We start from the raw sequence: 26,661 nt of genomic DNA, 5'->3' as shown, positions 1-26,661 counted from the left end.
TACTTTTATTACTTGTTAATTTTCCTTCTTCATTCTGCGATTTTTACGATCACAGCTTTCCATTGCTGCCAAAATTGTCCCTCTAAATTGATTTTGTTCCAATGCAGTAATTGCTTCAATTGTCGCTCCACCAGGTGTGCATACTTCATCTTTCAATATTCCTGGATGCTTACCTGTTTCTAAGACCATTTTTGCTGCTCCTAAAACAGATTGAGCAGCTAACTTGTAAGCTTTCTCTCTCGGTATTCCACTGCGAACGCCACCATCTGCCAATGCTTCAATAAACATATAGACATAGGCTGGGGAAGAACCGCTAATCGCAGGAATATAATCCATTAAGCTTTCTTCCACGACTTCCACTTGCCCAAATGCTGTAAACATTTCTATTATAAAAGCAATTTCCGGCTCTGTAACTCTTTCATTTGCACAAAATACAGTCATCCCTTCTCCTACAAGAGAAGGAGTATTTGGCATGGAGCGGATAACCTTTGCATTTTTTGATAACTGTGATTCTATGTATGCCATCTCAATTCCAGCTGCGATTGTAACAATGATTGTTTCATTCTTCACATAGGAGAGAATTTCTTGTAAGACCTCTCCATATAAATGTGGCTTTACTGCAACAATAAGTACATCTGCAAAGCTTGCTACTTTTTTATTATCTAATGTCGTTTCTATTTGAAAGGTTTCCCTTACCATTTGCGCGCTTTCCGCAGATTTCGTACTAGCCAAAATATCCTCTCTACTCAAAAAAGAAGACTGCAGCATTCCATTTACCATTGCTTGAGCCATTTTTCCACAGCCAATGAAACCAACTTTTCTTTTTTCCACTCTGATCTTCCTCTCATGTTTGTCCTTTTACTCTTACATAGTATGAGAAGAAAATCAACAAATCTATCTAAGCTGTTTAGTGTTTAGAATATTAGCACATCATTTTCGGACCATTTTTTCTTTGATAATACTGCTTAATTTGATCAATTCTGATTGCTTCTTCCATACATAAATTCCCTTTATCTGAATGAAAAGACAATAAACTAATACCATATTCGATTAAGGAAACAAGAATAATCTCCATTTCCATTCCATCCAGTCTCAAAATACTGTCATTACTGGTTGTGACTTTTTCCTTTACCATTTCTAAAATGAATAGAATTCCTCTGGATGCATTTCGTATACTAAAATCCAATGCTTCTTTTATTAATAAAAGATTTTCCTCGGTTACGTATATTTGCTCCTTCACTTTAAGCCTCCTAATTCACTTGAAATTCTATCCTTATCTCGAACATCCTTTAACCTCTATATAATCTGGAAGAAAAATCTCATCTGGTGTTTTGGAAAAAATACTAGATATCTGTACTGCTTGCTCATAAGATAATCCTCGTTTGCCATTTTCTATTTGCCAATAATAAGACTTTGTAATTCCTAACTTATCAGCCATCATCTGATAGGTATAGCCATATTGCTTTCTTATGATACGCAGCTTATTCCGATGCATTTTTTACACCTCATCTTCCCCATTCTCATTTTTTTCCTTATTAAAATTATACGGTAAACAAGTGGTTTACTTCAATATATAATTCCGAATTTGTTAACAAAAATTCATTATTTACTGTTAGCTAAACGTTAACTTATAATAGAAGTAACGAAATTAGGAGCTGGTTTAGATGAATTTTCCAGAAAGATTGAGACAATTGCGGAAATCTGCCAACATTTCTCAACAAACGCTTGGGAATGCAATGAATGTAACAAAAGTATCTATCTCAGGATACGAAACAGGTAATCGCAAACCTGATACAGACACCTTACAAAAATTAGCAGATTATTTTGATGTAAGCACTGATTACCTCCTAGGACGATCAGAAGCAAAGGAAACTAGAGCTAGCTATCATAGTAAAGTATCGGATAATAGTATGACGAGCGAAGAAGCAGAGCTGCTAACTCAATTGCAGAATTACCCGACCCTATATAACCATCTTATTAACAACCCTGAAAAGACAGTTTCACAGTTATATAGGATCTGGCGTTTCTTGGAGGACGAAAAGCAAAATAAATAAGAGCTTCTTAACTTAACAAATTTCTTATAAGAGCGTATAATATACATAATTCTTATAAGAAAGGTTGGTTTTGATGACTAATCTGCTCAAAACAATTCCAGTACCATTAGTCCGAACAAATCAATGGACTATTTTTCTATCTGTATTACTTAGCTTAGTTTTTCAGCAATACTGGATCATGCTAATTCCACTTCTCGCAGGGCTCTGTGGATTATTATTCCAATGGAATCCTATTATGAAAACAGCGAGTATATTTCTTAAAAAACCCATGAGAGAATATCATCAAGAGGATTGGGAGCAGCAGCAATTTAACCAAATAATTGCTGTAATATGCTTGGCAATAGGTTCCCTTTCCTTTTTCTTAGATTGGAATGTTCTTGGCTATATCTTTTCTATTATGGTCGGACTTTCTTCGATTATTGCCATACTTGGTTTTTGTATTGGCTGCTTTATCCGGTTTCAATGGAAAAAATATCAGTATAATCGGAGCTTATAACACGAAAGGGATTCAATCAAAATCGATTGAATCCCTTTCGTGTTATAAGCTTCTTTCTTTTATCTGCTTTCCGATCATTTGTTTAAATGCTTCTAAAGAAACTCCTTTTGACTGCTCTTCTCCATATTTTCTCACATTTACAGCATTTTGTTCTTTTTCTTTATCCCCTAATACAAGCAAATAGGGAATCTTTTGCATTTGTCCTGCACGGATCTTATATCCTAATTTTTCATTGCTGTCGTCTATCTTTACTCTTACTCCTGCTTCTTTTAAAACTGATTGAACTTCTAGACAATAATTTAGATGAACATTGGATACCGGAATAATTTCCACCTGTATTGGAGCAAGCCAAACAGGAAAGGCGCCTGCAAAATGTTCAATTAGTATGCCAAAGAATCGATCAAGCGACCCATAGATAGCACGGTGAATAACAACTGGACAGACTTTTTCATTGTTTTCGTTAATATAAGCTAAGTTAAAGAGCTTCGGCATTTGAAAGTCAAGCTGAATTGTTGCACATTGATGGCTTCTTTTTAAAGCATCCTTTATATGAAAATCAATTTTCGGACCATAAAATGCACCATCGCCTTCATTAAGAATATAATCTATTTCTAGCTGTTCTAAAACATTTCTTAATGCTCCCTCTGCTAATTCCCAAATGTCATCCCCATCGAGCGAATCATCCGGTCTAGTAGAGAGCTCTACAGTGTATGCAAATCCAAAAGTACGGTAAACTTTATCGACCAATTGAAAAATGCTTTTAATCTCTGCTTCTATTTGGTCTTCTCTTACAAATAAATGGGCATCATCCTGGCAAAACGTACGAACACGTAACATTCCGTTTAGTGCACCACTATATTCATGACGATGTACCTGCCCAAATTCTGATAAGCGAATCGGCAAATCGCGATAGGAATAGAGACTATTTTTGAAGATAAGCATATGTCCTGGACAATTCATTGGCTTTAACGCAAATTTTTGTTCATCCACTTCGGAAAAGTACATGTTTTCATGATAATGATCCCAGTGGCCAGACTGCTTCCACATTCGCTCATTCATCATCAAAGGAGTTCTTACTTCTTCGTAATCCGCCCCGCCTTGAAGCTCTCTTGAAAATTGTTCTAATTCATTGCGGATGATTTGTCCTTTTGGTAAATAAAACGGCATGCCAGGTGCTTCTTCTGAGAACATAAACAGCTCCAATTGCTTTCCTAGCTTCCGATGATCTCGTTTTGCTGCTTCTTCAATCATTTCTAAGTACTCTGCTAATTGCTGTTGACTGGAAAAGGCAACACCGTACACACGCTGCAATACTTCCCTATCACTATCCCCTCGCCAGTAAGCACCAGATACACGCATTAATTTAAAAGCTTTAATAAAACCAGTCGAAGGGAGATGAGTTCCACGACATAAATCAATAAACTCTCCTTGCTGATAAAGGGAAATCGATTCATTGCTTGGTATAGTCTCTAAGAGCTCCAATTTAAATATCTCTTCTTTCTCTTCAAAAAGCTGTTGCGCTTCCTCGAACGATACTTCTTTGCGAGTAAAAGGAAGGTTTTCCTTGATAATTTTCTTCATCTCTTTTTCAATGGCTTGCAAATCATGGGAAGTTAAACTGTGAGCGAGTTTCATATCATAATAAAAACCATCCTCTACCACTGGTCCAATTGCTAACTGTACATTGGGATACAATCGTTTTATCGCTTGTGCCATGACGTGGGCACTGGAATGGCGCATAATGGATACACCTTCTTCCGAATCTATTGTAATGATAGCTAAATGTACATCCTCTTCTATTTGATGGCTCATATCTACAAACCATTCGTCATTGATCTTTGCTCCAACTGCTTTCTTCTTTAAGCTAACACTAATAGACTCCGCAATTTCTGCGACTGTGCTTCCTTTTGGATATTCCTTCTTACTCCCATCTGCTAATACTACCTTAATCATTTTGTTCACTCCTTATCATTTTTTGGTACAAAAAAAACACTCGTCCCTATTGAAAGGGACGAGTGTTTTCACCCGTGGTTCCACCCAAATTCCCATAAAAAAACACAGTGATTTTCTTATGGCTTGGTGCAGTAACGCTGCATACACGATATTGACTACTTCTCGTTCACCAATATAGCTCAAAGGTGGTAAATTATTTTCCTTTGCTAGGAAGCTCACACCTATCCTTCCCTCTCTGATAACAGTAAAAATAATTCATGTCCTTTTCATCGCATATTATGAAATTGTAAAAACAAAAAACGCACTCATCCCTAATGAAAGGGACGAGTGCGTTTACCCGTGGTTCCACCCAAATTCCCATGAAAAATACACAGTGTTGTTCATGGCTTGGTACAATAACGTTTGCATCTACGGTATTGGATACTATCAATTCCCCAATACGGCTCAAAGGTGGTAAGATACTTATTCTGCGTTAGGAAGTTTTCAGCAATTCTTCCCTCTCTGGAAACCGAAATAGTAGCTCATGTCCTTATCAAAGCTTTTTATAATCAATTTTTTTTAATATTCTATTACAAAGTAAAAAATTATGCAACCTTATTTTTTATTTTATTTATCTCTTTATGCTTTCTTCTTTCAATTACAAGACTTTTTGAAGCGAGAAAAATCGCTATATGACAAATGTCATATAGCAAGCATGACATGTATGTCTGCCAATTTAATTGATACATAATTATACTATAGATATCCATTAAGAGAAGGGAAATTAAAAATGAATATAAAAAACTTAAAACAATTAAGAACTGCTGTAGCGCCATTTGAGAAATCCACTGTAAGAATTAGTGTCTGGCAGCTTGCCAACACCATTTTACCCTTTGTTTTACTTTGGTTTGCTGCATTTAAAAGCTTAAGTATTTCTTATCTGTTAACCCTTGTGTTCGCCATAGCCGCCGCAGGATTTTTAGTAAGGATTTTTATCATTTTTCACGATTGCTGCCACTTTTCTTTCTTTAAAAACCGTAAAGCTAATAAGGTTTTAGGAACAATTACTGGAATCTTAACCTTATTCCCCTATAGCAAATGGCAGCATAGCCATTCTATTCATCACGCAACAAGCAGCAACCTGGATAAACGAGGAGTCGGCGATTTATGGATGATGACGATAGAAGAGTACGAGAATGCCTCTTTAATGGTAAAAATCCAATATCGTTTATACCGTAATCCGTTCATCATGTTTATACTAGGACCAATTTATGAATTTCTTTTAGCCAACCGCTTCAACCGTAAAGGAGCTAGATTGAAGGAAAGACTAAATACTTATATAACGAATATGGCGATTGTATTATTGGCTGTGCTTCTTGGCAGTACGCTTGGCTGGTCATCTTTCTTGCTTGTACAGCTGCCGATTTTTCTTATATCCGGCTCTGTTGGCGTATGGTTATTTTATGTACAGCATACTTTTGAAGACACGTACTTTGAAGAAGATAAAAATTGGGATTATGTAAAGGCTGCTGTAGAAGGAAGCTCCTTCTATCACCTTCCCAAATGGATGCAGTGGCTGACTGGCAATATTGGCTATCACCATGTCCATCATTTAAGTCCGAGGGTTCCTAATTACAACTTAGAACTAGTCCATAAACAGACAGAGCCCCTGCAAAATGTTCCAACAATAACACTTGCAAGCAGTCTTCGCTCTTTAAAGTTTCGTTTATGGGACGAAAAGGACAAAAAATTTATCAGCTTCTATGAATGGAAGAAGCAAAAGAAATCCCTTTCCATATCTGCAAGATCAGAAATGCAATAAATAAAAGCTTCTATCAGTCAGGTCCACTATCTTTAAAGCAAAAAGATTCCGTTTGCTTTAAGCAACTATCTGAGCAGCAATTAGGCCATTAATTGCTGCTCCATTATGTTAAAATGAATAAATAACAGTCAATAAAACGAGGTTAGAAACTGATGATGAAAAGATTAGAGGTTTTAAAAAAAAGCACGGGGATCTCTCCTTATATTTGGACATTGCTGACCATTCTGCCATTTTATTTCATATTCCATGCCTCTTCTGCAGTTGATGTAATATCAGGCATCATCCTTACCATTTTATTTTTTATTTTTTATAGAATTGCTTATCTGTCAAAAGGCTGGACAATCTATTTATGGCCGTCCTTATTAATCGGAATCTCCACCTTTGCTATTTATACATACAGCTATGTGTATTTTTCCTTTTTTCTTTCCTATTTTATTGGCAATATTAAAAAGCGGATTCCTTTTTTTATCCTTTATTTTATCCACTTGGCAGTTACTACATTTGCCATTTACTTCAAAATTATAATAGGCGATGCCTTGCTGATAAAGCAGCTGCCTTTTGTACTGATCATCTGGTTTGGCGTAATTTTATTGCCATTGAATATCCAGAACCGCAAAGAGAAAGATCAGCTGCAGGAACAACTAGAAGATGCGAATAAGCGTATTTCACATTTAGTGAAACTCGAAGAAAGACAGCGAATTGCCAGAGATCTTCATGATACTCTCGGCCAAAAGCTATCTCTTATTGGTTTAAAAAGTGATTTAGCAAGAAAACTTATCTATAAGGACCCAGAACAAGCCCGCATAGAATTGAAAGATATTCAGCATACTTCTCGATCTGCGCTGAACGAAGTCCGAAAAATGGTCTCTGAAATGCGCGGCATACGATTAAAAGACGAACTCCTTCTTGTCCAAAAAATATTAGGTGCGGCAGAGATAAGCCTGACATGCAATATAGCTTCCAATCTAAGAATTTCATCGATTGCAGAAAACATTATCAGCATGTGTCTAAAAGAGGCGGTTACCAATGTGGTTCGACATAGTAATGCCACCGCTTGCTCTATAAGCATCAGCCAGAACAAAAAAGAAACAATCATGGAAATTAAAGATAATGGAAGCACTCCTTTTCAAGAAGAAAATATGCACAAAGGAAACGGACTAGCGGGCATGAGAGAAAGATTAGATTTTATCAATGGTACTTTAGAAATTAGTGCCGAGGAGGGAACCATCGTAAAAATTGCGGTTCCACGTGATGGAAAAATAATAGAAAAGGAGGAATTAATATGATCCGCATTGTCATTGCCGAAGACCAGCGCCTGCTTTTAGGTGCTTTAGGTTCATTGCTTGATTTAGAAGACGATATCACGGTTGTGGGCAAAGCAAACAATGGAGAAGAAGCCATTCAGCTAGTCAAGGAAAAGAATCCAGATATTTGTATAATGGATATTGAAATGCCTGCAAAAACAGGCTTAGAAGCAGCGGAAGAACTTATGAGCCACCCTTGCAAAGTCATTATCTTAACTACTTTTGCAAGATCTGGTTATTTCCAGCGCGCATTGAAGGCTGGCGTATCTGCCTATTTGCTCAAGGACAGTCCTAGCGACGATTTAGCCAATAGCATCCGCAGTGTAATGGAAGGAAGAAGAATTTACGCACCAGAATTGGTTGATGATGTTTACAAAGAAGAAAATCCTCTTACTGAACGGGAAAAAGAAGTTCTGATGCTTGTTGCGAACGGCAAAAACACAAAAGAAATAGCCCAAGAGCTCTCCATTAAAACAGGCACTGTGCGAAACTATATCAGCATGATCCTCGATAAACTCGAAGTAAAAAACCGCATAGAAGCCATCACTAGATTTAAGGAAAAAGGATGGTTTAAATAGAAAAAGGACTGGATTCCCAGTCCTTTTCTATTTAAAGTAGATTTCTAACCATAGCCAATTTACTGAGCAAAAAACTCAGGCAGTTGACCTTCACGTTTATCGAGCATAATCTGTTCCGGCTTGATGCCCTGTTCACGCAGTACTTCAATGTTCTGTATCAAGAAGTCATCACTGCCAACAACATAGAATAGACCATCCTTGTCTGCAGCTAAATTTTTCACTTCTTCATAATAATCATTACGGTTATCAACAAACTGGGCTTCAAACTTTTTGTCAGGTACAGATGTAAAAATATCTGTAAATAAAAAGGCTTTTGATGAATCAATATTCAAAGAATGAATGCGAGTGACGTTGTCAGCGCGGTCGAAATAATCCAGTACAATCGGTCGAAAAGTTGCCAGTCCAACCCCTGATGACAGTAGATAAACATTTTTGTTTTCTCTTTTAAGCGGTAAGTTTGAATGTGTTTTAAAGATAGCGACTTCATTTCCGACTTCAAGATTTCTTAAAATCGATTTAAATTCTGAGCACTGCTCTCTGATACGCGTTGTAATTGCGATTACATTTTCGTGTGGTAAAGAAGAGATAGACATATGGCGAATCAAACTGCGGTTTGGTTTGTCTCCGGCATTGAAACCTCTCAAAGCGAAATGGGTGTGGGAACCTTCTTCCCATGTAAAGTCTTGCGGACGGTCAAGCAAGTAAGTTTTAACCTCTGGGTTTTCCTCAATAATCTTATTTATTTTCGTCCAGTATATTTGCATGCTATATTCTCCTCTACGGTAACAATATTGTACTATCTACTATACAACAAATGATAATTATTCTCAATTAAAAAGATTACTTTTATAAAGAAAAGCAAAAATCCTTACCCGCCTATCATAAATAGGAACAGGTAAGGATTGGTAAGATTAGAACATAATTATTTTTTCACAGCATGTATATAGTGAATGGTTTCAAATGCTTGCAGGTTATCATCCCGATTAGAAAAAAACTGCTGTTGAATTTTTTGTGGTGATAGATGTTCATAGATTAATAATTCCTCATTAGCAAGTAAATCTTCTAATTCTGCAAGAGAAGCAGCAAACTTCATTGGTTCTCCGGCAGCTTGTGCCATCTGGACCATATTTTGCACACGATTAAAAATACCAGGTTCTGTAAACAAACCCTCATCGGCAAAATCAAAAATAATCGAACTTCCTTTTGAAAGGTCTTTAAAGAAGCCATGCAGCAACTGCTGAAGCACATCTTTTGTTAAATAATAAGATACCCCAAGTAAACTAAACACTGTTTTCTTAGATAGGTCCAATCCTGCCGCAGCTAGTTTTTCTAACGAAAGCTCTTTCGTGAAATCCATTGCTACAAACTTTAAATGAGCAGGAATTTCATAGCCCGCTTGCTCTAACCGTTCTATCTTAAATTTCTGTGTAGATGGGTGGTCAACTTCATATACAGTAACATTTGGTAATGTATCGTAACGCCAAGCAAAAGTATCTAAACCTGCACCCATAATGACATATTGTTCAGCCCCAAGCTGACATTCGTTCCGAACAACATTTTCTGCGTAGGCCGCTCTAGCAAGTGGTGTTGGTGATAGTTGAATTTGTGTAACCCACTTTAATATTGCGTCCTGATCACCTTTTAATTTTTCAGCCATTTCAGAACTAAAAAAAGTAATGCCATTAGACATATTTACTGCAATGGCTTGATATTCTTCTGATGATAAGAAATCTTGCGCTATATAATCATTGAATATAATCGGGCAGTCCTCTTTCACATGATATGCTCGACTAAATGCTGAAATTAAAGAAGTTAAACTTGATTCATTATTCTTCATCGCTAACACCCCAAAAAAAAGATTCCCCCCTGGCCAGGAGAATCTTATTATATCAGCAATGTTTATTATTGTGAATTATAGCACAAATTGATTTTTTTGTCAAATATTTCAACTTATCTCATAACTATTTTCCAGGAAATACCTTTAAAACAAAAGACGTAAATAAAAGTGCGAATCTCATATACTACATGGATTTAGACACTTCTTTTAGTACTGACCTTCTCATTCCCAAACGTAGACAAGGGCTTTTCCAAACAATAGAGTTTTGTTTAGCATTTTTTATACGCCGTTTTATTCCTAACTCTCAAAACTATCCCATTAGCTTCCCAGCTTTTTCTCCCCAATAATTACAACATCTGCTTCAAAATTATGCATTCCAATAACGGTTATATTATCTTTAAAGGAAACATCCGCTTCCGCAAATCTTCTTTGCTCTAAATCTATTATGGTGAATTCATAGTTTTCTAATAGCTTATTTAATTTCAAGGTAGTGTTAACTGGCATATAAATAGCTATCTTATTTAACCCTGCAGTACTCGCAACCCTAATTTCTTCTGTATTTTTTAACACAATATCCAATGGCTGCAGATCATGGAGACTAAATAATTTAAATAAACTTTTTGCAAAAGCATAATCCCACGCACCTTCAAATTTCACTGCGTCTCTCCAATCAAAAGGCTTATCAAATGCCTCACCAACTAAGCCAAATCCTTTCCCTTTCTTGTGCCAGCTCCATATACCATGGGCTCCGTATGTAATCCCTGCTTCTGCTCCTGATAATAAACTTTGCCACGCTGCTTTTCTCACATCAAATCTAGTAAATCTTCCGTATAAATTTCTGCTATAACCCATTTGCTCGTAACATGGTTCTGAATTAATAGAAGGTCTTTTTACCGGCTTATTACTAAACTCTTCTGCGAGCTGGTAAGACATACTTTGAAACTGAATATTATGACCAGATTGAAACATATAAAAATCCAAATTATCACTATATAGTAGCTCATCAGGTATTTCCATTAGCCTCCCTCTAACATGTAAAGTAGTTAAACATTGAGGACTTAACTTTTTAATGGTATTTAAGGCTAAAGAATAATAGGTAATAGTAAGTTCAGTTGGAAAATCAGTATCCCCACTTACTAAATAAATAGGATTATACTTAGAAAATTTTCCATCGACGTATGTTACATAATCCTCAACTACATCTAAAGGCATATTATTCACACTACTAATTTCTGACCCCCAAGTTTCTGGTACATAGTTGCACCATAATAAAACCAATGCAGGAACAAATCCTTTCTCAACTGCCATTTGCACCATTTTTTCTGCTCGTTCAAAGTATGCTTCATTTCTCTTGGAAAAATCGAATGATCCATCCTCTTTATATTCAAATGGCTTCATATTTAACTCAGTTTCACTCGCATCCCACTGTTGAAGAATATTAATTTGAAGTACATTAAATCCTTGAGTCTTTCTAAGCTCAAGATAATCATTCCACTCTTCTAAAGCTGCATTAGTAAAGGCACTCCAAACCGTATCTGCCAGGTAAAAAAACTTTTCTCCATTGGTTGTTTCCAAGCATTTTTTATTCTCCGCAACTCTTAATTTAATCAATTGATTCCCCTCCAAATTAAATAGTAAAGAGAAAATAGTTTCATTACTATTTTCTCTCTCGACTCTGTTAAATCGCAATTCTATTACCCTACTAAATCCATTTTATATGATTATAGATTACTGTCACTGGTTACTGCAGACTTCTCTTTCGCTGGTTTAGTACTCACTTTTTTGGAATAGCCAAATAAGAAAGTAAGTACAAAAGCAGTTACTAGAGCTGCAAGCAACGAAACAGCAAAGCCATAAAATTCAGAACTGATTCCGTCCGGATCAATAAACATCGGTATCCCAAAAACTCCCCCTGATGCAAATCCCCCATACATCTTCGCACTAAAGAAGCCGGCAATTGCACCACCAACGCCACCGCCGATACACGCCATAATAAACGGCTTCTTCAGTGGTAAGTTAACTCCATAGATGGCAGGCTCTGTAATTCCTAAAAATCCTGAGATGGTGGCAGTGGTTGATAACGATTTCATTTTTGTTTCTTTTGTTCTTAAGGAAACAGCTAAAGCCGCTCCAGTTTGAGCAAATACAGTACAATACAGTAATGCATTTATAGGATCAAATCCTAATGTAGTGATATTATTGATAAATATTGCGATAAAGGCCCAATGCAGTCCAAACATTACTGCAATTTGCCAAATTCCCGCTAATAGTAATCCCGCAATAACAGGGCTTAATGAGTATACAGCCATCGCTCCCTTAGCTAATAATTCACTTGCATATACAGAAACTGGTCCAATTATAATAAAAGATAATGGAACAATTATGACAGTAATAAATAAAGGAACAAAAATCAATTGCAATGATTTAGGAATTACTTTCAGCAGCACTTTTTCTAATTTAGCTGTTAAAAACGAAGCTAGTATGATCGGAATAACCGATTGCGTATAATTCATAAGGATAACGGGAATCTGAAGAAAACTTAATGCTTCCCCCGCATTATAGATTTCAATCATTGTCGGATAAACAAGAGCCGCACCAATAGTTGCTGTAATATAAGAATTCGTTTTAAACACCTTACCAGCTGAAAATCCTAACAGGATAGGCATAAAATAGAAGAATGCATCAGATGCGGCGAATAAGATCTTATATACTCCCATTTCTTCATCTATCCATCCAACCACCGTCAGCGCTACCAAAAATCCTTTTAGAATCCCAGCAGCTGCCATCGCTCCCATTACAGGCATAAATATACCAGAAATAAGGGACACAAATTTGCTAAACAAACCTTTTTTTTCATCCGATTCTTCCGCAGCCTCTACATTTTGAGAAGTTCCTCCCCCAATTAAATTGACCACTTCTGCATATACAATAGGAACTTGATCACCAATCACTACCTGGTATTGCCCTCCGCTAATAACCACGGTCATAACACCATCCATATCTTTGATGACTTCAGTATTTGCAAGTGATTGATCCTTCAGATTAAATCTTAACCGTGTTACACAGTGTATAACACTATTGATATTTTCTTTCCCGCCCACCTCTTGAACAATCTTCTTAGCAAGTGCTCCATAATTCATTTTTTGGCCTCCAATCAACATTATCCTAACTAGTTAATTAAATAACATGCATTTAAAAATTGGGGATACAACAAGAACCTCAAATAGATTGTAAGAGCATTCACCTCCCTTACATAAATTAAAAGCGCATTCATTTACAATCTTCTTAGATTAAGAGAGTGTGCACTGCTTTCATCCATTCCGCATAATACCGCTCGCTCGTTTCTCTATCCATTTTTGGGCTATAAATACGTTTTTCATTATTTAACTGAGATATTTCTTCAACTGATTTCCACATATTCATTCCAAGACCACCAAGATAAACAGAACCTAGTGCTGACAGCTCAGAAACATGTGAAACAATGACTTTGACTCCTAATAAGTCAGAAAGAAACTGCATTAGAAATTCGTTAGCTGTTGCACCGCCATCCACCCTTAACTCTTTTACCACTACGTTTGTTTCCTTATATATTAATTGAATAATATCTTTTACTTGGTAAACGATACTTTCTAACCCTGCTCTTACTAGATGTGACTTGTTTGTGTTTCTGCTCATCCCAGTAATTCCTGCCTTTGTATTGGGACTCCAATACGGTGCACCTAGTCCTACAAAAGCAGGAACTAAGTATACTCCTTCATTATTATCTAGTGTTTCTGCCAATATCTCGGCTTCTTCAAAAGTTGTGAAAAGAGTAAGATCCTCTTTCATCCAGCGGATAATATCACCTGTTGTATTAATAATCCCCTCTAAAGCATAGTGAACATTGCCATTGAATCCCCAAGCTATTGAAGTAACTAACCCTTCTTTTGCTTGAACATATTCATTTGTATACACCATTACAGAAGTACCTGTGCCAAAAGTAGCTTTTGCCATCCCCTTATTAAAACACCGCTGCGCAAATAAAGCTGCTTGTGAATCGCCTATTACTCCCGCTATCGGCACCTTATGTATTAATAGTTCACTGTCCTCGACCATTCCAAATATACGATCAGAAAAATTTACTTCAGGGAGCATTTCCTTTGGTATTTCAAAAATCCTCAGTAATTCATCATCCCAACATAAAGAGTGAATATTAAATAAAAGTGTTCTACTTGCATTCGTTACATCTGTGGCGTGAACCCTTCCATTTGTCAATTTCCAAATTAACCAGCTATCAATTGTCCCAAGTAGAATCTCTCCCTTTTCTGCTCTTTTTTTGAGACCTGGGACATTTTCTAAGATCCATTTTGCTTTCGTTGCCGAGAAATATGGATCTATCTTAAGTCCTGTCTTCGCATGAACCTTTTCTTCACAGCCCTTTGCTTTCAAAGAAGAGCACATAGACGTCGTTCTTCTGCACTGCCACACAATCGCGTTATATACCGGCTCACTCGTATATTTATCCCAAATAACAAGAGTCTCACGCTGATTCGTTATTGTAAGGGTCTTCATTTTTCTCATTAAAGATTGATTTGAATCAACAATACTATTTATTACTTTCTTCACATTATCATATATCTCAATCGGGTCATGTTCCACCCAACCCGACTGAGGATATAGCTGCTTATGACTTGTCGTTTCTTTTGCAATGATAGAACCCTTTTCATCAACAAGTAATGCTTTTGTGCCAGAAGTACTTTGATCTATTGCTAGGATGTAACTATCGCTCATCGCTGTCTCCTCCTATTGACCAAGTAATTTTCTAGCGATACTTGAAATATTCTCAGGACTAATTCCATAATGTTGAAATACTTCTTTCGTGGTTCCAGCTACTGCTGGTTCATCTGGAATTCCTATTATTTTCACGGGAACAGGACATTTATTGGAAGTCACTTCTGAAACCGCAGAACCAAGCCCGCCATATATGCTGTGTTCCTCGATTGTAATGATGTATCCCGTTTCTTTAGCTGCCTTGATAATCGCTTCTTCATCTAGTGGTTTTATCGTATGCATATTTAGGACCCTGCAGCTAATCCCTGCTTCCTTTAGCAAAAAGGCAGTATCAAGCGCAACACGTACCGTCTCCCCAGAAGCAATAATCGTTAAATCACCGCCCTCATGCATCGTAACAGATTTGCCAATTTGAAAGTCGTACTCATCACTTTGATAAGAGTCTTCTACTGGATTTCTACCAATTCTCATATAAACAGGTGTATCATAATCCACTAATGCTTCAATCATTTTTTTCGTTTCATGACGATCAGCCGGCATCATAACATGTAAGCCTGGTATCGCTCTTGTCACCGCTAAATCTTGGACAGAGTGGTGAGACATTCCAAGCGCTCCATAGCTGATACCACCGCTGATTCCAATTAGTTTCACATTTGTTCTTGAGTAAGCGATGTCCACTTTAACCTGCTCTATACTACGCATACTGAGAAAACAAGCTGGAGAAGCAACAAATGGTATTTTTCCAGAAGCAGCCAATCCCGCTGAAATCCCTACCAAGTTTTGTTCAGCAATTCCTACTTCCACTAACTGTTCTGGTAATGCATCTGCAAAAGGAACCATCGAAGCCGAACCTCTAGAATCACTTGTTAAAACGAGAATGTCCTTATTGTCCATTGCTAAATCTAATAAAGTATCGCTTACCACTGTCCGGTTTGCAATTTTATTGCCAGTATTTTTTTTTAGTATGACGTTATTCATGCTAATACCTCCAAACGCTTAGAAAGTTCCTTCATTGCCAGTTCATATTCTTCTTGAGATGGAACATGATGATGCCAGCCAGCCTCATTTTCAGCGAAAGAAATTCCTTTTCCCTTAATTGTATTTGCGAGTATAATAGTAGGCTTCCCTTCTGTCTTCGGGATTGAATGAAAGACTTGCACTAATTCAGCTATATCATTGCCATCCACTTCGATAACGTCCCAGCCAAAGCTCTCCCACTTTTTATCAAGAGGTTCATTGCTCATTACATCATCTGTACTGCCCGTAATCTGCAATCGATTTCGATCCACTATTCCTACTAAATTATCAAGCTTATATTGCGATGCTGCCATAGCGGCTTCCCACACAGAGCCTTCCGCGAGCTCTCCATCACCCATTAATGTAAAAACTCGATAATCCTTATGATCCATTTTGGCCGCTAATGCCATTCCTACGGATATGGATAAACCATGTCCTAATGCACCGGTATTCATTTCTACGCCAGGAACTTTATTGTTTGGATGCCCGATAAGTCTTGTATTGAATTTAGAAAATGTCTTTAATTCTTCTTTTGGAAAGTAGCCTTTATCCGCTAAAACAGCCCAATAGGATTCAACAGCATGACCTTTACTCTGAATATACCGATCTCGTTCTTCCCAGTTTGGATTAACTGGATCATTCTTCATTACCTCATAGAAAAGAACGGTTAAGATATCTGTATTGGATAAGGATGAACCGGTGTGGCCAGTGCCAGCCTCATAAACCATATCAATCACTGTCATTCTAATTTCTGCGGCTTTTCGTTCTAATTTTTTTATATCTATCATAATTATCTCCTCCATTGCATCAATAATTTATGTCACTGCCTCGCAGCCATGCGCGAATTTCCTCTTCAGTTGGATCAACTGGGTCGGGAGTCAATCCAGGAATATACTGACATGCTTCATAGATTATTGGTATTACATTGGCATGAATGCCTGTAGAATGGTGAATATATGGTCCCTTCACTAATTTTTCTTCCCAAAGCGGCCAATCATTTACTTCAACCCACACGTAGGAGCCTCTTGAATACGGTCCTTCTATCCCTCTTGCCTTTCCTAAAAAGATGGAATATTCCCCATTATCACCATCAAAACGAGCAATGGTCATTTCGCCCCCTTTTATTTCTCCTTCATGTGTACCAGGTGAATGATCATCAAATAAAAAGTGTTTATTCAATTGCGGTTTTTCTTCCACACTTAAAGAAACCGGGAAATTACCACAATGGAATAACAGTTCTCCATTTGGATTTTCGGGATGCCTAATCGTAATGTCCGCAAAAAAGGTTGGCAATGTATTTAGTGTTGCTGCTTGCACCATGATTGAAGTAATTGCGCCATGAATATCGGTTTCACAAGTAACAGGTATTTGCTCATCTGTCAAAATCGCATTTGCAAGGCAGGGCATAATTCCAATAATGTCTTGCAAAGTGGACCAGCATTGAATAGCAATAGCAGAACTGCCTGTTTCTTCCGCGTATTGCTTCATACCAACTTTTAGTGCAGCAATCCGACGAACATCTTCTTCCTTAACCGTACTCCAATCAAGTGTTTTTTTAATATAAGCTACTGCTTGCTCAAGTTCAGCGCCGCCCTCTTTTTCAATCTTAAGTGTTTTCTGTTTAATTTGATCTAAGGTAATCGGATATATTTGAATTCCGAATTTCTCTAACAATTCTCCTTCATTACAAATGACCGACCAAAAATCAGAAGGTCTTGTGGAGATTTGAAGGATTCGAAGTTTCCTAAAATGCTTAACAACATTTGCAGCCCCTATAAAGTTTTTAAAACCCCTCGCAAAAACTTCAGAGTCAACACTACTGTTTGTTATGTAAGTAAATTGGACCTTAAACCTGCGCAATACTTTTCCTGTCGCAAAAATTCCACATTGCGTATCCCGCAGTCTCATTCCATTTTCCAAAGGAGCTTCATCTCTAGGTCCCCAGATTAATACAGGCTTATCGATAGCCTTAGCAATTTTAGCAACAAGATCTTCGGTACCGAAATTACAATGGGGAAAGAATAATGCATCAACATCTTCCCTTTTAAATCGTTGAATGATTGCCTGCTCATCTGCACGATTATATAGTAATCCTTCTTCATTGATTCCTTCTAAATCCACAATCTCCATATCCAAGCCGAAACTTCTTATCTTCTCTTTTATTAGTTCTTTATATTTGTAAGCATCCTCTTTACTAAACACGAATCTCCGTGTTGGCGCAAAACCTAATTTAAACTTTTCCATGATATTCCCCCAATTGACATTCACTACTAAACTTTCTAAACTATCCTAAACTTTTCTAAACCGTTATAAACTATACAATTACATAATAAGTTTTGATTTATTTCTCGGTATTAGATTAACACCTAAACTAAATTAAAGTCAATAATTTTATATAAACTTTATTTGTTTTTTACCATATTGTAAACGTTATTTTTAGTTAAGTTTAGTTAAATCGTGTAAAAAACCCTAATAAAATAAGCATTATAGTAATCATTTAGTAGTTTGCTAGTTTGACACAACTAAACTTTTTAACTAAACTAATATATATACTCATTGGAAAATTTTTATTTACTTATATAGGGTGGAGGATTTAAATGAAGATAGATGATATTGCACAAATAGCGGAGGTATCCAAATCAGCTGTTTCTTTGGCGTTAAATGGAAAACCCGGTGTTAGTCAAGAAACGAGAGAAAAAATATTAAAAATCGCAAAGGAAAATGGCTATAACCCAAGAACTTTTTCAAAAGGGAAAAATACTTCTCCAACTAAAATATTTCGTTTTGTAGCATGTACCCATACCGGTATCGTTACCGAACAATATCAGTCGCAGTCTTTTTTTATGGAATTAATCAATAATATTGACCAGTCTATCTCATCAAAAGGATATTCCTTAATCATCTCCTCTATAAATATAGATTCGCTCGAGCAAGAAATAACGAATCTTGAAATGCAGCAACAGTCTTCTGGTATATTGCTGTTAGGGACCAACCTGACTGAAGAACAGATTAAAACCGTTTCTAAGCTGCAGCCAAATTTAGTTGTTTTAGATACTTGTTTTGAAACTTTGGATATTAACTTCATTGTGATGAATAATATCATTGGCGCTTACCAAGCGGGGGAATATTTGATTGAGTTAGGTCATAAGGTAATTGGATATGCAGAATCGGTTTCACGCATGTATAATTTTGATGCGAGGAGAAAAGGATTTCAAAAAATAATGAGTGAAAATGGATTAACCATTAAACCTGAACATATTTTCAAAATGTCTCCAACCGATCTTTCTGTGCAAGAGGATTTCAAACAAAATATAATGGAGTTAAAGGATAACCTACCATCCGCTATATTTTGTGAATGTGATTACATGGCGATTAGTATCATTAAATCACTCCATGAATTAAATATCCATGTACCGGAAGACATATCCATCATTGGATTTGATAATATTGTTGAATCTCAAATTGTCAGCCCAGAACTCACAACTATTCATGTCAAGAAAGACAAGATTGCATCACTAGCTGTTGAGAAGCTTATCCGAGAAATAGATGAAAACGAAGAAGATAAAATGAAAATATTTATAGATACAGAATTAGTGAAACGGAAATCTTGTGTAAAAGTTTCAAATCAAAAAACGATACTAACCTAATAACTAAAAGCAGAATCTAATTAGACTCTGCTTTTAGTATATTTACGACTATCAAACTCCAGAATACGAAGAAAATCCTCCATCAATCGGCAGTGTCATGCCTGTTATAAAGCTTGAATTTTGTAACAGCCATACAACGACATTATCACATAGAATTGACAGCCCAATGTATCAAACCTGTCATTATAAGCAAAAACACCATAAAGAAGGTGAAGTACAGCATAAGTCTCTTTATAATGTTTATTTCTATTATTTGCTTATACGTTACAAACCCTAGCACAATCGATATCAGCCATACAATCATTCCTTGAACGGAAAATAAATACGGTGAATTTGCTATCCATAATCCGGTAACAAGGAAATAAAAAAGCATCAAAAATAAAGCTAATCCCTTCATAATTCTCCCCCATTTTAATTACCTAATAATTAATCCTATTTCTATTATATAGTAATCCTATGTACATAGAAATACTATATAGTTAACAATAAAGCTTCTATTAAATATAGGCAAATAACATGGAAAAAAACATAAATAAATAATAGTGATATAATCAAGGACATAATCAGTTCATACTAATAAAAGAGGATAAAGAAAGGAACTAAACTTTATGACAACGAGAAAAGAAATTTTTTCTTATGCAAAAGAAAAGTATGGTACAAATCCAGAGTATCCTTGGAAAAAATTCCAAAACTATGCTGTGTTAAGACATGTTAATCAGGGCAAATGGTATGGTTTAATGATGAATGTTCCTAAAAACAAATTAGGATTATCAGGAGAAGAAGTAGTAGATGTCTTAAATGTAAAATGTGAACCAGAATTAAAAAATCTACTTCAGAAAGAAGAGGGAATCTTAACAGCATACCATATGAATAAGGAACACTGGATTTCTATCATACTTGATAGCCCATACCCTAAAGCTGACATCTATAATTTACTAGATACTAGTTATCATTTAACAAAATAAAATATGTTTATGTTTATTATAACCTTAAAAAGTTACAAAGAGATAATTTGCATTATAATGAATTCGTCCATAATCTACAGTTCTCTCTAGTTTATAACATCTACATTTGTAATATCATAATAAAGGACCCTGCTTTAAAAAAAGGAAGAGTCCTTTATAAAACCCTAAATCTAGCTATTCAATATGGCAGGAGATAAAACCATTTAAGCTGATTATGAAATTAATCTGTGTATATGAACAGCAATATGAACTATTTCCTTAATGTTGAATGTGCCATTCCTAGCTTGAGATACAAACTAGCAATCTGTCAAAAAGCATATTATCTATATCCTTCACTTAGCCAACACTTTACATTCCATGAAAAAATTAGATCATTTTAACAGTCTCATTTTATAAAGAACCACTCTTATAAAAAAGCAATCTCCCTCATTGCTATAAGTATCCCTCCATCTAATAACTACTTACCAAATCCTTTTTTTTCTTAGTAATTATTTTAGTTTCGGAAACGAAAAGGCCAGTTAGAGTAAGCAGGATGCCAAGAGCTGCCATCCAAGTTAGAGGCTCCTTTAAGACTATCATCGCCGTGATAACAGTAATTATGGGAACAAGATAGATATATACACTTGCTTTAATTGCCCCTAATTTTTTAATGGCTAAATTCCAAGAAACAAAACAAAGTGCCGATGCGCCTAACCCCAGAAAAATGATGTTAAATAAGTAGATCGGCTGGGCAAAACGTTCGATTCCTAGTTTAAAGTCAAACAAATATAAAACAGGGATCATAAATAAAATACCGTATAAAAAAATCCGCCTTGTGGCTTGAATCGTATTATATCCATAACTACTAATTTTCTTCGTAATAACAGAATAGATAGCCCATATAAGAGTTGCTGCGACAGCTAGTAGATCACCTAATGGATTTACTTTAAAATTAGCAGTGCCATTAAAACTAATGAGAAAAATTCCTATTAAAGCTAGAATAAAACCAATGAAGAAATTTAATCGCAAGGGTTCACTTTTCAAATAATAATAAGTGAGAATAGCAGTGAAAAATGGCACCATCGCACTTATTACTCCTACATTAGAAGCAGTAGTAAAGGTCAAAGCAATATTTTCTAAGAGGTAATAAAGTGTTACCCCACATAACCCCGCAAGTAAAAATAAATAATGATGCTTTCTATTTTTCATTTTTAATCGATATGGATAAATGATGCTCAAGGCTACAATTCCAATAACAAAACGAAAAAATAATACCTCAATGGGAGTAAAATCAGTTAATAATATTTTTGTAGATATGTATGTTGTCCCCCAAATCAATATCGTGATCATTGCTGAAATATGTCCAAACTTCATCTTGTTCGCCACTCTTTCCTTCTAGTTGAAACGATTTAATTTACACTATCTATATATATATTTCGGTATTGTCCAGGCGTTAATCCAATAAAGTCCATAAAATAATGGCTGAAATGGCTTTGATCCACAAAACCAGTCTGAGCAGCTACATCGGTTGGTTTCATCCCTTGTTCTAATAGCTTCTTTGCTTTGTTGATACGCACTGTCTGTAAATACCGATAAGGTGTAATTCCGCGAATTCGCGCAAATGAACGTAATAAGGTGTATTTATTCATATTGCATACCGCCACCAAATCATCAAGAGAAATCGGATCAACATAGTGCCTTTCAATAAATTCACAAACTTTTGATATTTCCTTGGCCATCTTATCCAATTTAATGTTTTTCTCTATGGCACTATATTCTTCAATCAATTGTTCCATTAAGAAATAAAAAGTTTCTTCTTTCTCCAGATCTCCTAACTCAGCCATGATCATTTGATGCAGCCGCTTTAATAATTCTGCATGTTCACTACGGAAGGCGACTGGACCTTTAAAGGAAGGCAGATAGTCTTTACCAGTGATTTCTTCAACTACTTTTCGCATTACTTCTGGCGTAATATTTAAACAACGATAATCTAAGGGCTCATCATCCATTTGTTCACAAGCATGATTATCAAATGGATTAAAAAAGATAAGATCTCCACTATTAATAACATAATCTTTATTTCTGCATGTCAATTTTCTTTGACCACTCTCGATAAAGCCAATAACATAATATTCATGAAAGTGATTGGGGAATTTTTGCATAATCCCGTGAAAACGATAGGCCTCAATTTGCAAATCTTCATCATAACAAATTTTTCTTTCTTCCCTTCTCATCTGATACCGCTCCCCCTTGTCTTCTGTTTAAATAGCTTAGCATATTTTTATTAGTTGTTCTTGTAGGATATTGACTAAAAAAGCTTTAAGCAAATAAAAAAAGCGTCAAACCATTTATCCTGGTAATAGACGCTCCTATCAAAAAAGTTACCTCACTTTTTCCATAGCTTAGTTCAAACTCATCATCAAAATTTTGTTCCTCTAATCAAAGAATCATTTTCCGCAAAGATGCTCTTCTTCTTTTATGGTTAGCCTAAAGAGACTAGCTTTATTACATTTCGAAGAAGTTATCTCTTTCTACTTTGCACACTCTTAGCGCAAAGCTCTGGTACCACTCTTTTTTTCCTAATTTCTGCGCAGCAAGATGGACGGAATTTTCCTTCCAATTCTTTATTGCCTCTAAGGAATCCCAATAGGAAACAGTAATGCCCAGTCCCTCATCACGTGCACTTTCTACACCTAAGAAACCTTCCTGCTGTGAAGCTAACTCTACCATTTTATCCGCCATTTTTCCGTAGCCTTTGTCACCTTCCGTTCGCTGGGAAGAAAAGATAACCGCATAGTAAGGTAGTTTAGGAGTTTTAGCAATCCCATTCATTTTTAGTTCCTCCAATACGTCTTATTTTCCAATCACTTTTAATAGATGATTATAGCATCGTTTTACCTTTAGTCTGGTAAATTGCTATTTAACAATTGATTATATTCACTCCAAAACTCATCATACATATTTTTATCAAAGTCATCAGCAATTCGTTTCTCTTTTGAAGAACGAAAGAAATCCCTTGCCTCTATTGTAAATTGACAAACTTGAAATGTATATTCGTTTCTACTAAGCTTAACATTTAAATCGGGATAGTAGATGCTGCCTGATTGATTGTCGGTACTAGTAAACTTAACAAAATCTGAAAGAAATACGTCATCCCCACAATGTTTTACTGTCCAATGAATGGAAATAGGACAACTCGTCATCAATATTAAACCACATCCATGGAGAATTAACCCTTCATCATCCTCGGGAGCACAAAGATAATCATTATCTAATGTTCGTAACAAAGCTAATGCCGATTCACTAATCCCCCATTCTTCATCTATTCCGGATTGAGTAATAACGGTGTCATTAACCTTTAAATATATTTCTCCATGAGAGCATAGATCCTCTTCTGAATCAGTTGATCCTAGCCAGTATTGTTTCTTGATATTGATTTTAAACAGTTGCATTGTTTAACCCCTTATAATCCATTTCTAATTTTATTCAAACTTTTAATTGCTTTTATTACTACGTCTGGACGATCAAGATAAATAGAATGACTAGAATTCTCAGCAAAAATTAATTCACTATCTTTACTAAGTCTAGCCTGTTTCATAATAAGCTCTTCCCACTTATCTTCTAATTTTCTCATCTCCCACTCGGGCAGTCCCTCCGCAATTCCCAATTGAATGTTATATTCTTTATCTCGTCCAATAACTATTAGAGGCAAATTGGGAAAAACCCCCAACCTCTTTATTCGTTCTCCATCCTTCTTCCAATTACACATTTCCAGGTACATCGTTTTATATAAGGCAGGACTTGTCTGAAAGTCAAGGACATGCTCTTGGAGATGAAGTGGTAGATTTTTTTGTTTATCCGTAAGAGTAGGTTTTACTATTTCTTTTAGTTCAGCTGGTTTCATTAGCGAGTAAGAATGGCATTTCTCTAACCAGACCTCATCCGTACCAGTCTCATCTAGCACTTGTAACTCTAATTCATCTAATTCTTTTAAGTCAACAGAAGTGGAATCAATCAATACGATTCCGGCAATTTTTTCTGGAAAAACCTTGGCATAATGCTGTGCACATAAACCACCATAAGAATGTCCAACTAAAATAACGGGCTCAAAAATATTTAATCCGATCAACAATTGACTTAATTCATCTATAACTGCGTTCGTATTACGTATCTCTTCACTTAATGGACTAAGCCCGAGTCCTGGTCTATGAAACATAATGACTCTGTTTGATTTCGCTAATGATTTTGTTACTTGATACCACTCATAAAACGAACAACCCATTCCTGTAAGTATAACAATAGGAATTCCTTTACTGCCTATATGTAAAAGTTCTATTTTCTTCTCTTTTACCATTATAAATTGGTTAATCTTATTCACCCCTGCTTTGGAATAATAGTTCTATCTCTTCCTTTTCCAATAACTTACTTATTCTATATAGTCTTGTATATTCCTTCTTCTGTTCCATGCCCTGATAGTTTGATAAAACATCCTTGTTTTTTAGTAAGATAAAGCAATTAATTCTATTTAAGTGAATGATGATAAATAAAAACAGACAACATTAGTTGTCTGCAAAAAATAGAAATTATGTTACCTGCCTTTATGTTTATTTTTAGCCTTTTGAACCATGCAATTTCTAATATACGTCTTTTTTTCTTCTCTTAGCTGTTTATTTTTAGCTGATTTTACTTTCTTCCGTTGTTCATATTCAGCCTTGATGGCTTCTTGTGCTTTAGAAGAAACAGAGCATTGCTTTAATTCTTTTGAGACTTTTCTTTGAATTCTTTTAGGATTAATTTTCTTTTGTGATTTCTGACAAATATGTATCCCTATTTGTTGATTAGATTCAATTACCCTTAATAATTTTCTGTTCACAAAATCTAATACTTCCTGATCTTTTGGTTCTTTACCGAAAATATATCGGCAGGCTTTAAGTTTATTTTCAGACACAATTTCTATAAGCCCTATATAAAATTGACCATCATAATAAATGGTTAGTTTCATTATAGGTCCCTCCTCCAGTTATACTAGAACGATGGACATCCCGAGGAGGGGAAGGCTACTGACATTAAATTTTTTAATGCATTCGGACTACCAACCGAATTGTGTTTTTTCATTCCAAAATATATTATACAATAATTTACTTTTTATGTAGAGGTAATAGTAAAAGATAGTTTTACTCTGTAACTGATCTTACTGAATTATTCTCCTACGTTTATGATAAAAGAATTTCTTTATTTAATACAGGAAAGCCGCTTAGTGCCATAAGCGTATTAAAAAAACTCGTTTAGCAATTTATCTGTTGTAAGTATTGTGGCAAATTCTTCGTGCAATGTAGCTAGAGATATATTATGGATAGCAGCTGCATCATAATATGTACCATCTTGGTCCTTCATACCAAAAGCAGCTGTTACAAGTAAATCCCCATTAACCTTTTTTAGGGACTATTTGTAATCTCTGCACAGTGAAATTATACCTGTGCTAGCCCGCCATCTACGAACAATTCAACACCCGTCAAGTAACTGCTTTCGTCTGAAGCAAGGAAAGATACAGCGTTTGCTACTTCTTCAGGTGTCCCAACTTTTCCAGCTGGAACAGTATTTTTGCTATTTTCCATTACTTCTTCAAGTGCATCACCAAAAAGCTCATCGTATGCAGGTGTAAGAATAGCTCCTGGACTAACCACATTTACACGGATTTCAGTACCTTTTAGGTCAAGAATCCAGTTGCGAACTAGTGCTCTTAATGCTGCTTTAGATGCTCCATATACACTAAACGCTGGGTTGCCAATTGATCCAGCAGTAGAGCCTGTTACAATAATTGAACCTACTTTGTCCGGGAATAGTGATAACGCTTTTTGAACAGTAAAGATGGTTCCTTTAACGTTAATGTCGAACGTTCTATCAACCTGCTCTTCAGTAATTTCACCTAATGGAAGGAAGTTGCCGATGCCTGCATTAGCAAAAAGAATGTCCAACTTACCTTTTTCCTGCTTTATAATGTCATATAGTTTGTCTAAGTCTTCAAGCTTAGAAATATCACCTTGAACACCGGTTACGTTCTTGCCAATTTGGTTAACAGCTTTATCAAGTTCGTTTTGTCTACGTCCCGTGATATAAACATATGCACCTTCGTTTACAAATTTTTGCGCTGTAGCAAGACCAATCCCACTAGTTCCACCCGTTACAAGCGCTATTTTACCTTCAAATTTACCCATACTTAACACTCCTTTAGAATTAATTTTATTTTATGTCTAGTACCT

Annotated in this window: 27 protein-coding genes, 1 pseudogene and 2 other annotated features; of the genes and pseudogenes, 7 read left to right on the top strand and 21 right to left on the bottom strand. The window is 35.8% G+C overall.

What is annotated here, in order from left to right; translation table 11 throughout:
* Positions 1-15: 15 nt before the first annotated feature.
* The 3 genes from proC to NSS71_RS24755 form a co-directional block, all read right to left on the bottom strand.
* Complete coding sequence (gene proC / locus NSS71_RS24765) at positions 16-831, bottom strand: pyrroline-5-carboxylate reductase (RefSeq protein ID WP_082138350.1); 816 nt, start codon at positions 829-831, stop codon at positions 16-18.
* 91 nt (positions 832-922) lie between these two features.
* Positions 923-1,240: a hypothetical protein gene (locus NSS71_RS24760; RefSeq protein ID WP_047942765.1), complete on the bottom strand. Its 318-nt coding sequence runs from the start codon at positions 1,238-1,240 to the stop codon at positions 923-925.
* Between the two features lie 33 nt (positions 1,241-1,273).
* Positions 1,274-1,495 carry a helix-turn-helix transcriptional regulator gene (locus tag NSS71_RS24755; RefSeq protein ID WP_047942767.1) on the bottom strand — a complete coding sequence of 74 codons (222 nt, stop codon included), beginning with the start codon at positions 1,493-1,495 and terminating at the stop codon, positions 1,274-1,276.
* Positions 1,496-1,664: 169 nt separating this feature from the next.
* On the opposite strand from NSS71_RS24755, the gene NSS71_RS24750 reads away from it, so the two are divergent.
* Together NSS71_RS24750 and NSS71_RS24745 are read left to right on the top strand one after the other, a co-directional pair.
* A complete protein-coding gene (locus tag NSS71_RS24750; protein ID WP_095258735.1) occupies positions 1,665-2,054 on the top strand; it encodes a helix-turn-helix domain-containing protein in 390 nt (129 codons plus the stop codon).
* Between the two features lie 73 nt (positions 2,055-2,127).
* Complete coding sequence (locus tag NSS71_RS24745) at positions 2,128-2,550, top strand: DUF4395 domain-containing protein (RefSeq protein ID WP_047942769.1); 423 nt, start codon at positions 2,128-2,130, stop codon at positions 2,548-2,550.
* Between the two features lie 42 nt (positions 2,551-2,592).
* On the opposite strand, the gene thrS is transcribed toward NSS71_RS24745, so the two are convergent.
* The gene (gene thrS, locus NSS71_RS24740) at positions 2,593-4,512 is read right to left on the bottom strand and encodes a threonine--tRNA ligase (RefSeq protein WP_061797767.1); all 1,920 of its coding nucleotides are present in this window, start codon (positions 4,510-4,512) and stop codon (positions 2,593-2,595) included.
* A gap of 42 nt (positions 4,513-4,554) precedes the next feature.
* Positions 4,555-4,782: a binding site (T-box leader), on the bottom strand.
* Positions 4,783-4,819: 37 nt separating this feature from the next.
* Positions 4,820-5,048 (bottom strand) — a binding site (T-box leader).
* Between the two features lie 224 nt (positions 5,049-5,272).
* Here thrS and NSS71_RS24735 point away from each other — a divergent pair.
* The 3 genes from NSS71_RS24735 (at position 5,273) to NSS71_RS24725 (ending at position 8,186) form a co-directional block, all read left to right on the top strand.
* Positions 5,273-6,304, top strand: coding sequence for a fatty acid desaturase (locus NSS71_RS24735; RefSeq protein ID WP_061797771.1), 1,032 nt, complete (start codon positions 5,273-5,275; stop codon positions 6,302-6,304).
* Positions 6,305-6,456: 152 nt separating this feature from the next.
* On the top strand, positions 6,457-7,590 hold the full coding sequence (locus tag NSS71_RS24730) for a sensor histidine kinase (RefSeq protein ID WP_061797773.1): 1,134 nt from the start codon (positions 6,457-6,459) through the stop codon (positions 7,588-7,590).
* Positions 7,587-8,186, top strand: a complete 600-nt coding sequence (locus tag NSS71_RS24725) for a response regulator transcription factor (RefSeq protein ID WP_047942777.1) — start codon at positions 7,587-7,589, stop codon at positions 8,184-8,186. The genes NSS71_RS24730 and NSS71_RS24725 overlap by 4 nt, the downstream gene beginning before the upstream one ends.
* Positions 8,187-8,245: 59 nt before the next feature.
* Here the strand turns inward: NSS71_RS24725 and NSS71_RS24720 are convergent, their stop codons facing one another.
* The 8 genes from NSS71_RS24720 to NSS71_RS24685 all read right to left on the bottom strand — a co-directional run bounded on the left by NSS71_RS24720 (position 8,246) and on the right by NSS71_RS24685 (position 18,054).
* Entirely contained in the window at positions 8,246-8,950 is a 705-nt protein-coding gene (locus NSS71_RS24720; RefSeq protein WP_061797777.1) for a hypothetical protein, read from the bottom strand.
* A gap of 158 nt (positions 8,951-9,108) precedes the next feature.
* Positions 9,109-10,023, bottom strand: a complete 915-nt coding sequence (locus NSS71_RS24715) for a class I SAM-dependent methyltransferase (RefSeq protein WP_341152128.1) — start codon at positions 10,021-10,023, stop codon at positions 9,109-9,111.
* A gap of 318 nt (positions 10,024-10,341) precedes the next feature.
* A complete protein-coding gene (locus tag NSS71_RS24710; RefSeq protein ID WP_061797788.1) occupies positions 10,342-11,634 on the bottom strand; it encodes an apiosidase-like domain-containing protein in 1,293 nt (430 codons plus the stop codon).
* 110 nt (positions 11,635-11,744) lie between these two features.
* The gene (locus NSS71_RS24705) at positions 11,745-13,163 is read right to left on the bottom strand and encodes a PTS transporter subunit EIIC (RefSeq protein ID WP_053215706.1); all 1,419 of its coding nucleotides are present in this window, start codon (positions 13,161-13,163) and stop codon (positions 11,745-11,747) included.
* 145 nt (positions 13,164-13,308) lie between these two features.
* On the bottom strand, positions 13,309-14,793 hold the full coding sequence (gene glpK, locus NSS71_RS24700; RefSeq protein ID WP_061797800.1) for a glycerol kinase GlpK: 1,485 nt from the start codon (positions 14,791-14,793) through the stop codon (positions 13,309-13,311).
* A 12-nt stretch (positions 14,794-14,805) separates the two neighbouring features.
* Positions 14,806-15,771 (bottom strand): transketolase family protein, encoded by a 966-nt coding sequence (locus NSS71_RS24695; protein WP_047942785.1) that lies wholly within the window; start codon positions 15,769-15,771, stop codon positions 14,806-14,808.
* A complete protein-coding gene (locus NSS71_RS24690; protein WP_412759303.1) occupies positions 15,768-16,598 on the bottom strand; it encodes a transketolase in 831 nt (276 codons plus the stop codon). The genes NSS71_RS24695 and NSS71_RS24690 overlap by 4 nt, the downstream gene beginning before the upstream one ends.
* A 19-nt stretch (positions 16,599-16,617) precedes the next feature.
* A complete protein-coding gene (locus tag NSS71_RS24685) occupies positions 16,618-18,054 on the bottom strand; it encodes an L-fucose/L-arabinose isomerase family protein (RefSeq protein ID WP_095258729.1) in 1,437 nt (478 codons plus the stop codon).
* Positions 18,055-18,407: 353 nt separating this feature from the next.
* Here NSS71_RS24685 and NSS71_RS24680 point away from each other — a divergent pair, with 353 nt between their 5' ends.
* A complete protein-coding gene (locus NSS71_RS24680; protein ID WP_144546739.1) occupies positions 18,408-19,457 on the top strand; it encodes a LacI family DNA-binding transcriptional regulator in 1,050 nt (349 codons plus the stop codon).
* A gap of 145 nt (positions 19,458-19,602) precedes the next feature.
* Here NSS71_RS24680 and NSS71_RS24675 read toward each other — a convergent pair whose 3' ends face one another.
* The gene (locus NSS71_RS24675) at positions 19,603-19,854 is read right to left on the bottom strand and encodes a hypothetical protein (protein ID WP_144546741.1); all 252 of its coding nucleotides are present in this window, start codon (positions 19,852-19,854) and stop codon (positions 19,603-19,605) included.
* A gap of 211 nt (positions 19,855-20,065) precedes the next feature.
* On the opposite strand from NSS71_RS24675, the gene NSS71_RS24670 reads away from it, so the two are divergent.
* Positions 20,066-20,422: an MmcQ/YjbR family DNA-binding protein gene (locus tag NSS71_RS24670; protein ID WP_047942789.1), complete on the top strand. Its 357-nt coding sequence runs from the start codon at positions 20,066-20,068 to the stop codon at positions 20,420-20,422.
* A 450-nt stretch (positions 20,423-20,872) separates the two neighbouring features.
* Here the strand turns inward: NSS71_RS24670 and NSS71_RS24665 are convergent, their stop codons facing one another.
* The 8 genes and pseudogenes from NSS71_RS24665 to NSS71_RS24630 form a co-directional block, all read right to left on the bottom strand.
* Complete coding sequence (locus tag NSS71_RS24665; RefSeq protein WP_144546747.1) at positions 20,873-21,775, bottom strand: DMT family transporter; 903 nt, start codon at positions 21,773-21,775, stop codon at positions 20,873-20,875.
* Positions 21,776-21,810: 35 nt separating this feature from the next.
* Positions 21,811-22,635, bottom strand: coding sequence for an AraC family ligand binding domain-containing protein (locus tag NSS71_RS24660; RefSeq protein ID WP_047942791.1), 825 nt, complete (start codon positions 22,633-22,635; stop codon positions 21,811-21,813).
* Between the two features lie 271 nt (positions 22,636-22,906).
* A complete protein-coding gene (locus NSS71_RS24655) occupies positions 22,907-23,233 on the bottom strand; it encodes an antibiotic biosynthesis monooxygenase family protein (RefSeq protein ID WP_047942793.1) in 327 nt (108 codons plus the stop codon).
* Between the two features lie 68 nt (positions 23,234-23,301).
* A complete protein-coding gene (locus tag NSS71_RS24650; protein ID WP_047942795.1) occupies positions 23,302-23,853 on the bottom strand; it encodes a hypothetical protein in 552 nt (183 codons plus the stop codon).
* 11 nt (positions 23,854-23,864) lie between these two features.
* A complete protein-coding gene (locus tag NSS71_RS24645) occupies positions 23,865-24,779 on the bottom strand; it encodes an alpha/beta fold hydrolase (protein WP_236691796.1) in 915 nt (304 codons plus the stop codon).
* 210 nt (positions 24,780-24,989) lie between these two features.
* Positions 24,990-25,403, bottom strand: coding sequence for a YjdF family protein (locus NSS71_RS24640; protein ID WP_047942797.1), 414 nt, complete (start codon positions 25,401-25,403; stop codon positions 24,990-24,992).
* A 269-nt stretch (positions 25,404-25,672) separates the two neighbouring features.
* Positions 25,673-25,810, bottom strand: a pseudogene (locus NSS71_RS24635) (cysteine hydrolase); the annotation flags it as partial.
* Between the two features lie 59 nt (positions 25,811-25,869).
* Entirely contained in the window at positions 25,870-26,616 is a 747-nt protein-coding gene (locus tag NSS71_RS24630; RefSeq protein ID WP_047942799.1) for an SDR family NAD(P)-dependent oxidoreductase, read from the bottom strand.
* Positions 26,617-26,661 lie beyond the last annotated feature (45 nt).

The organism is Niallia sp. FSL W8-0951, from assembly GCF_038006525.1.
Lineage (GTDB): Bacteria > Bacillota > Bacilli > Bacillales > Cytobacillaceae > Niallia > Niallia circulans.
This window is presented reverse-complemented; position numbering and strand designations above follow the sequence as displayed.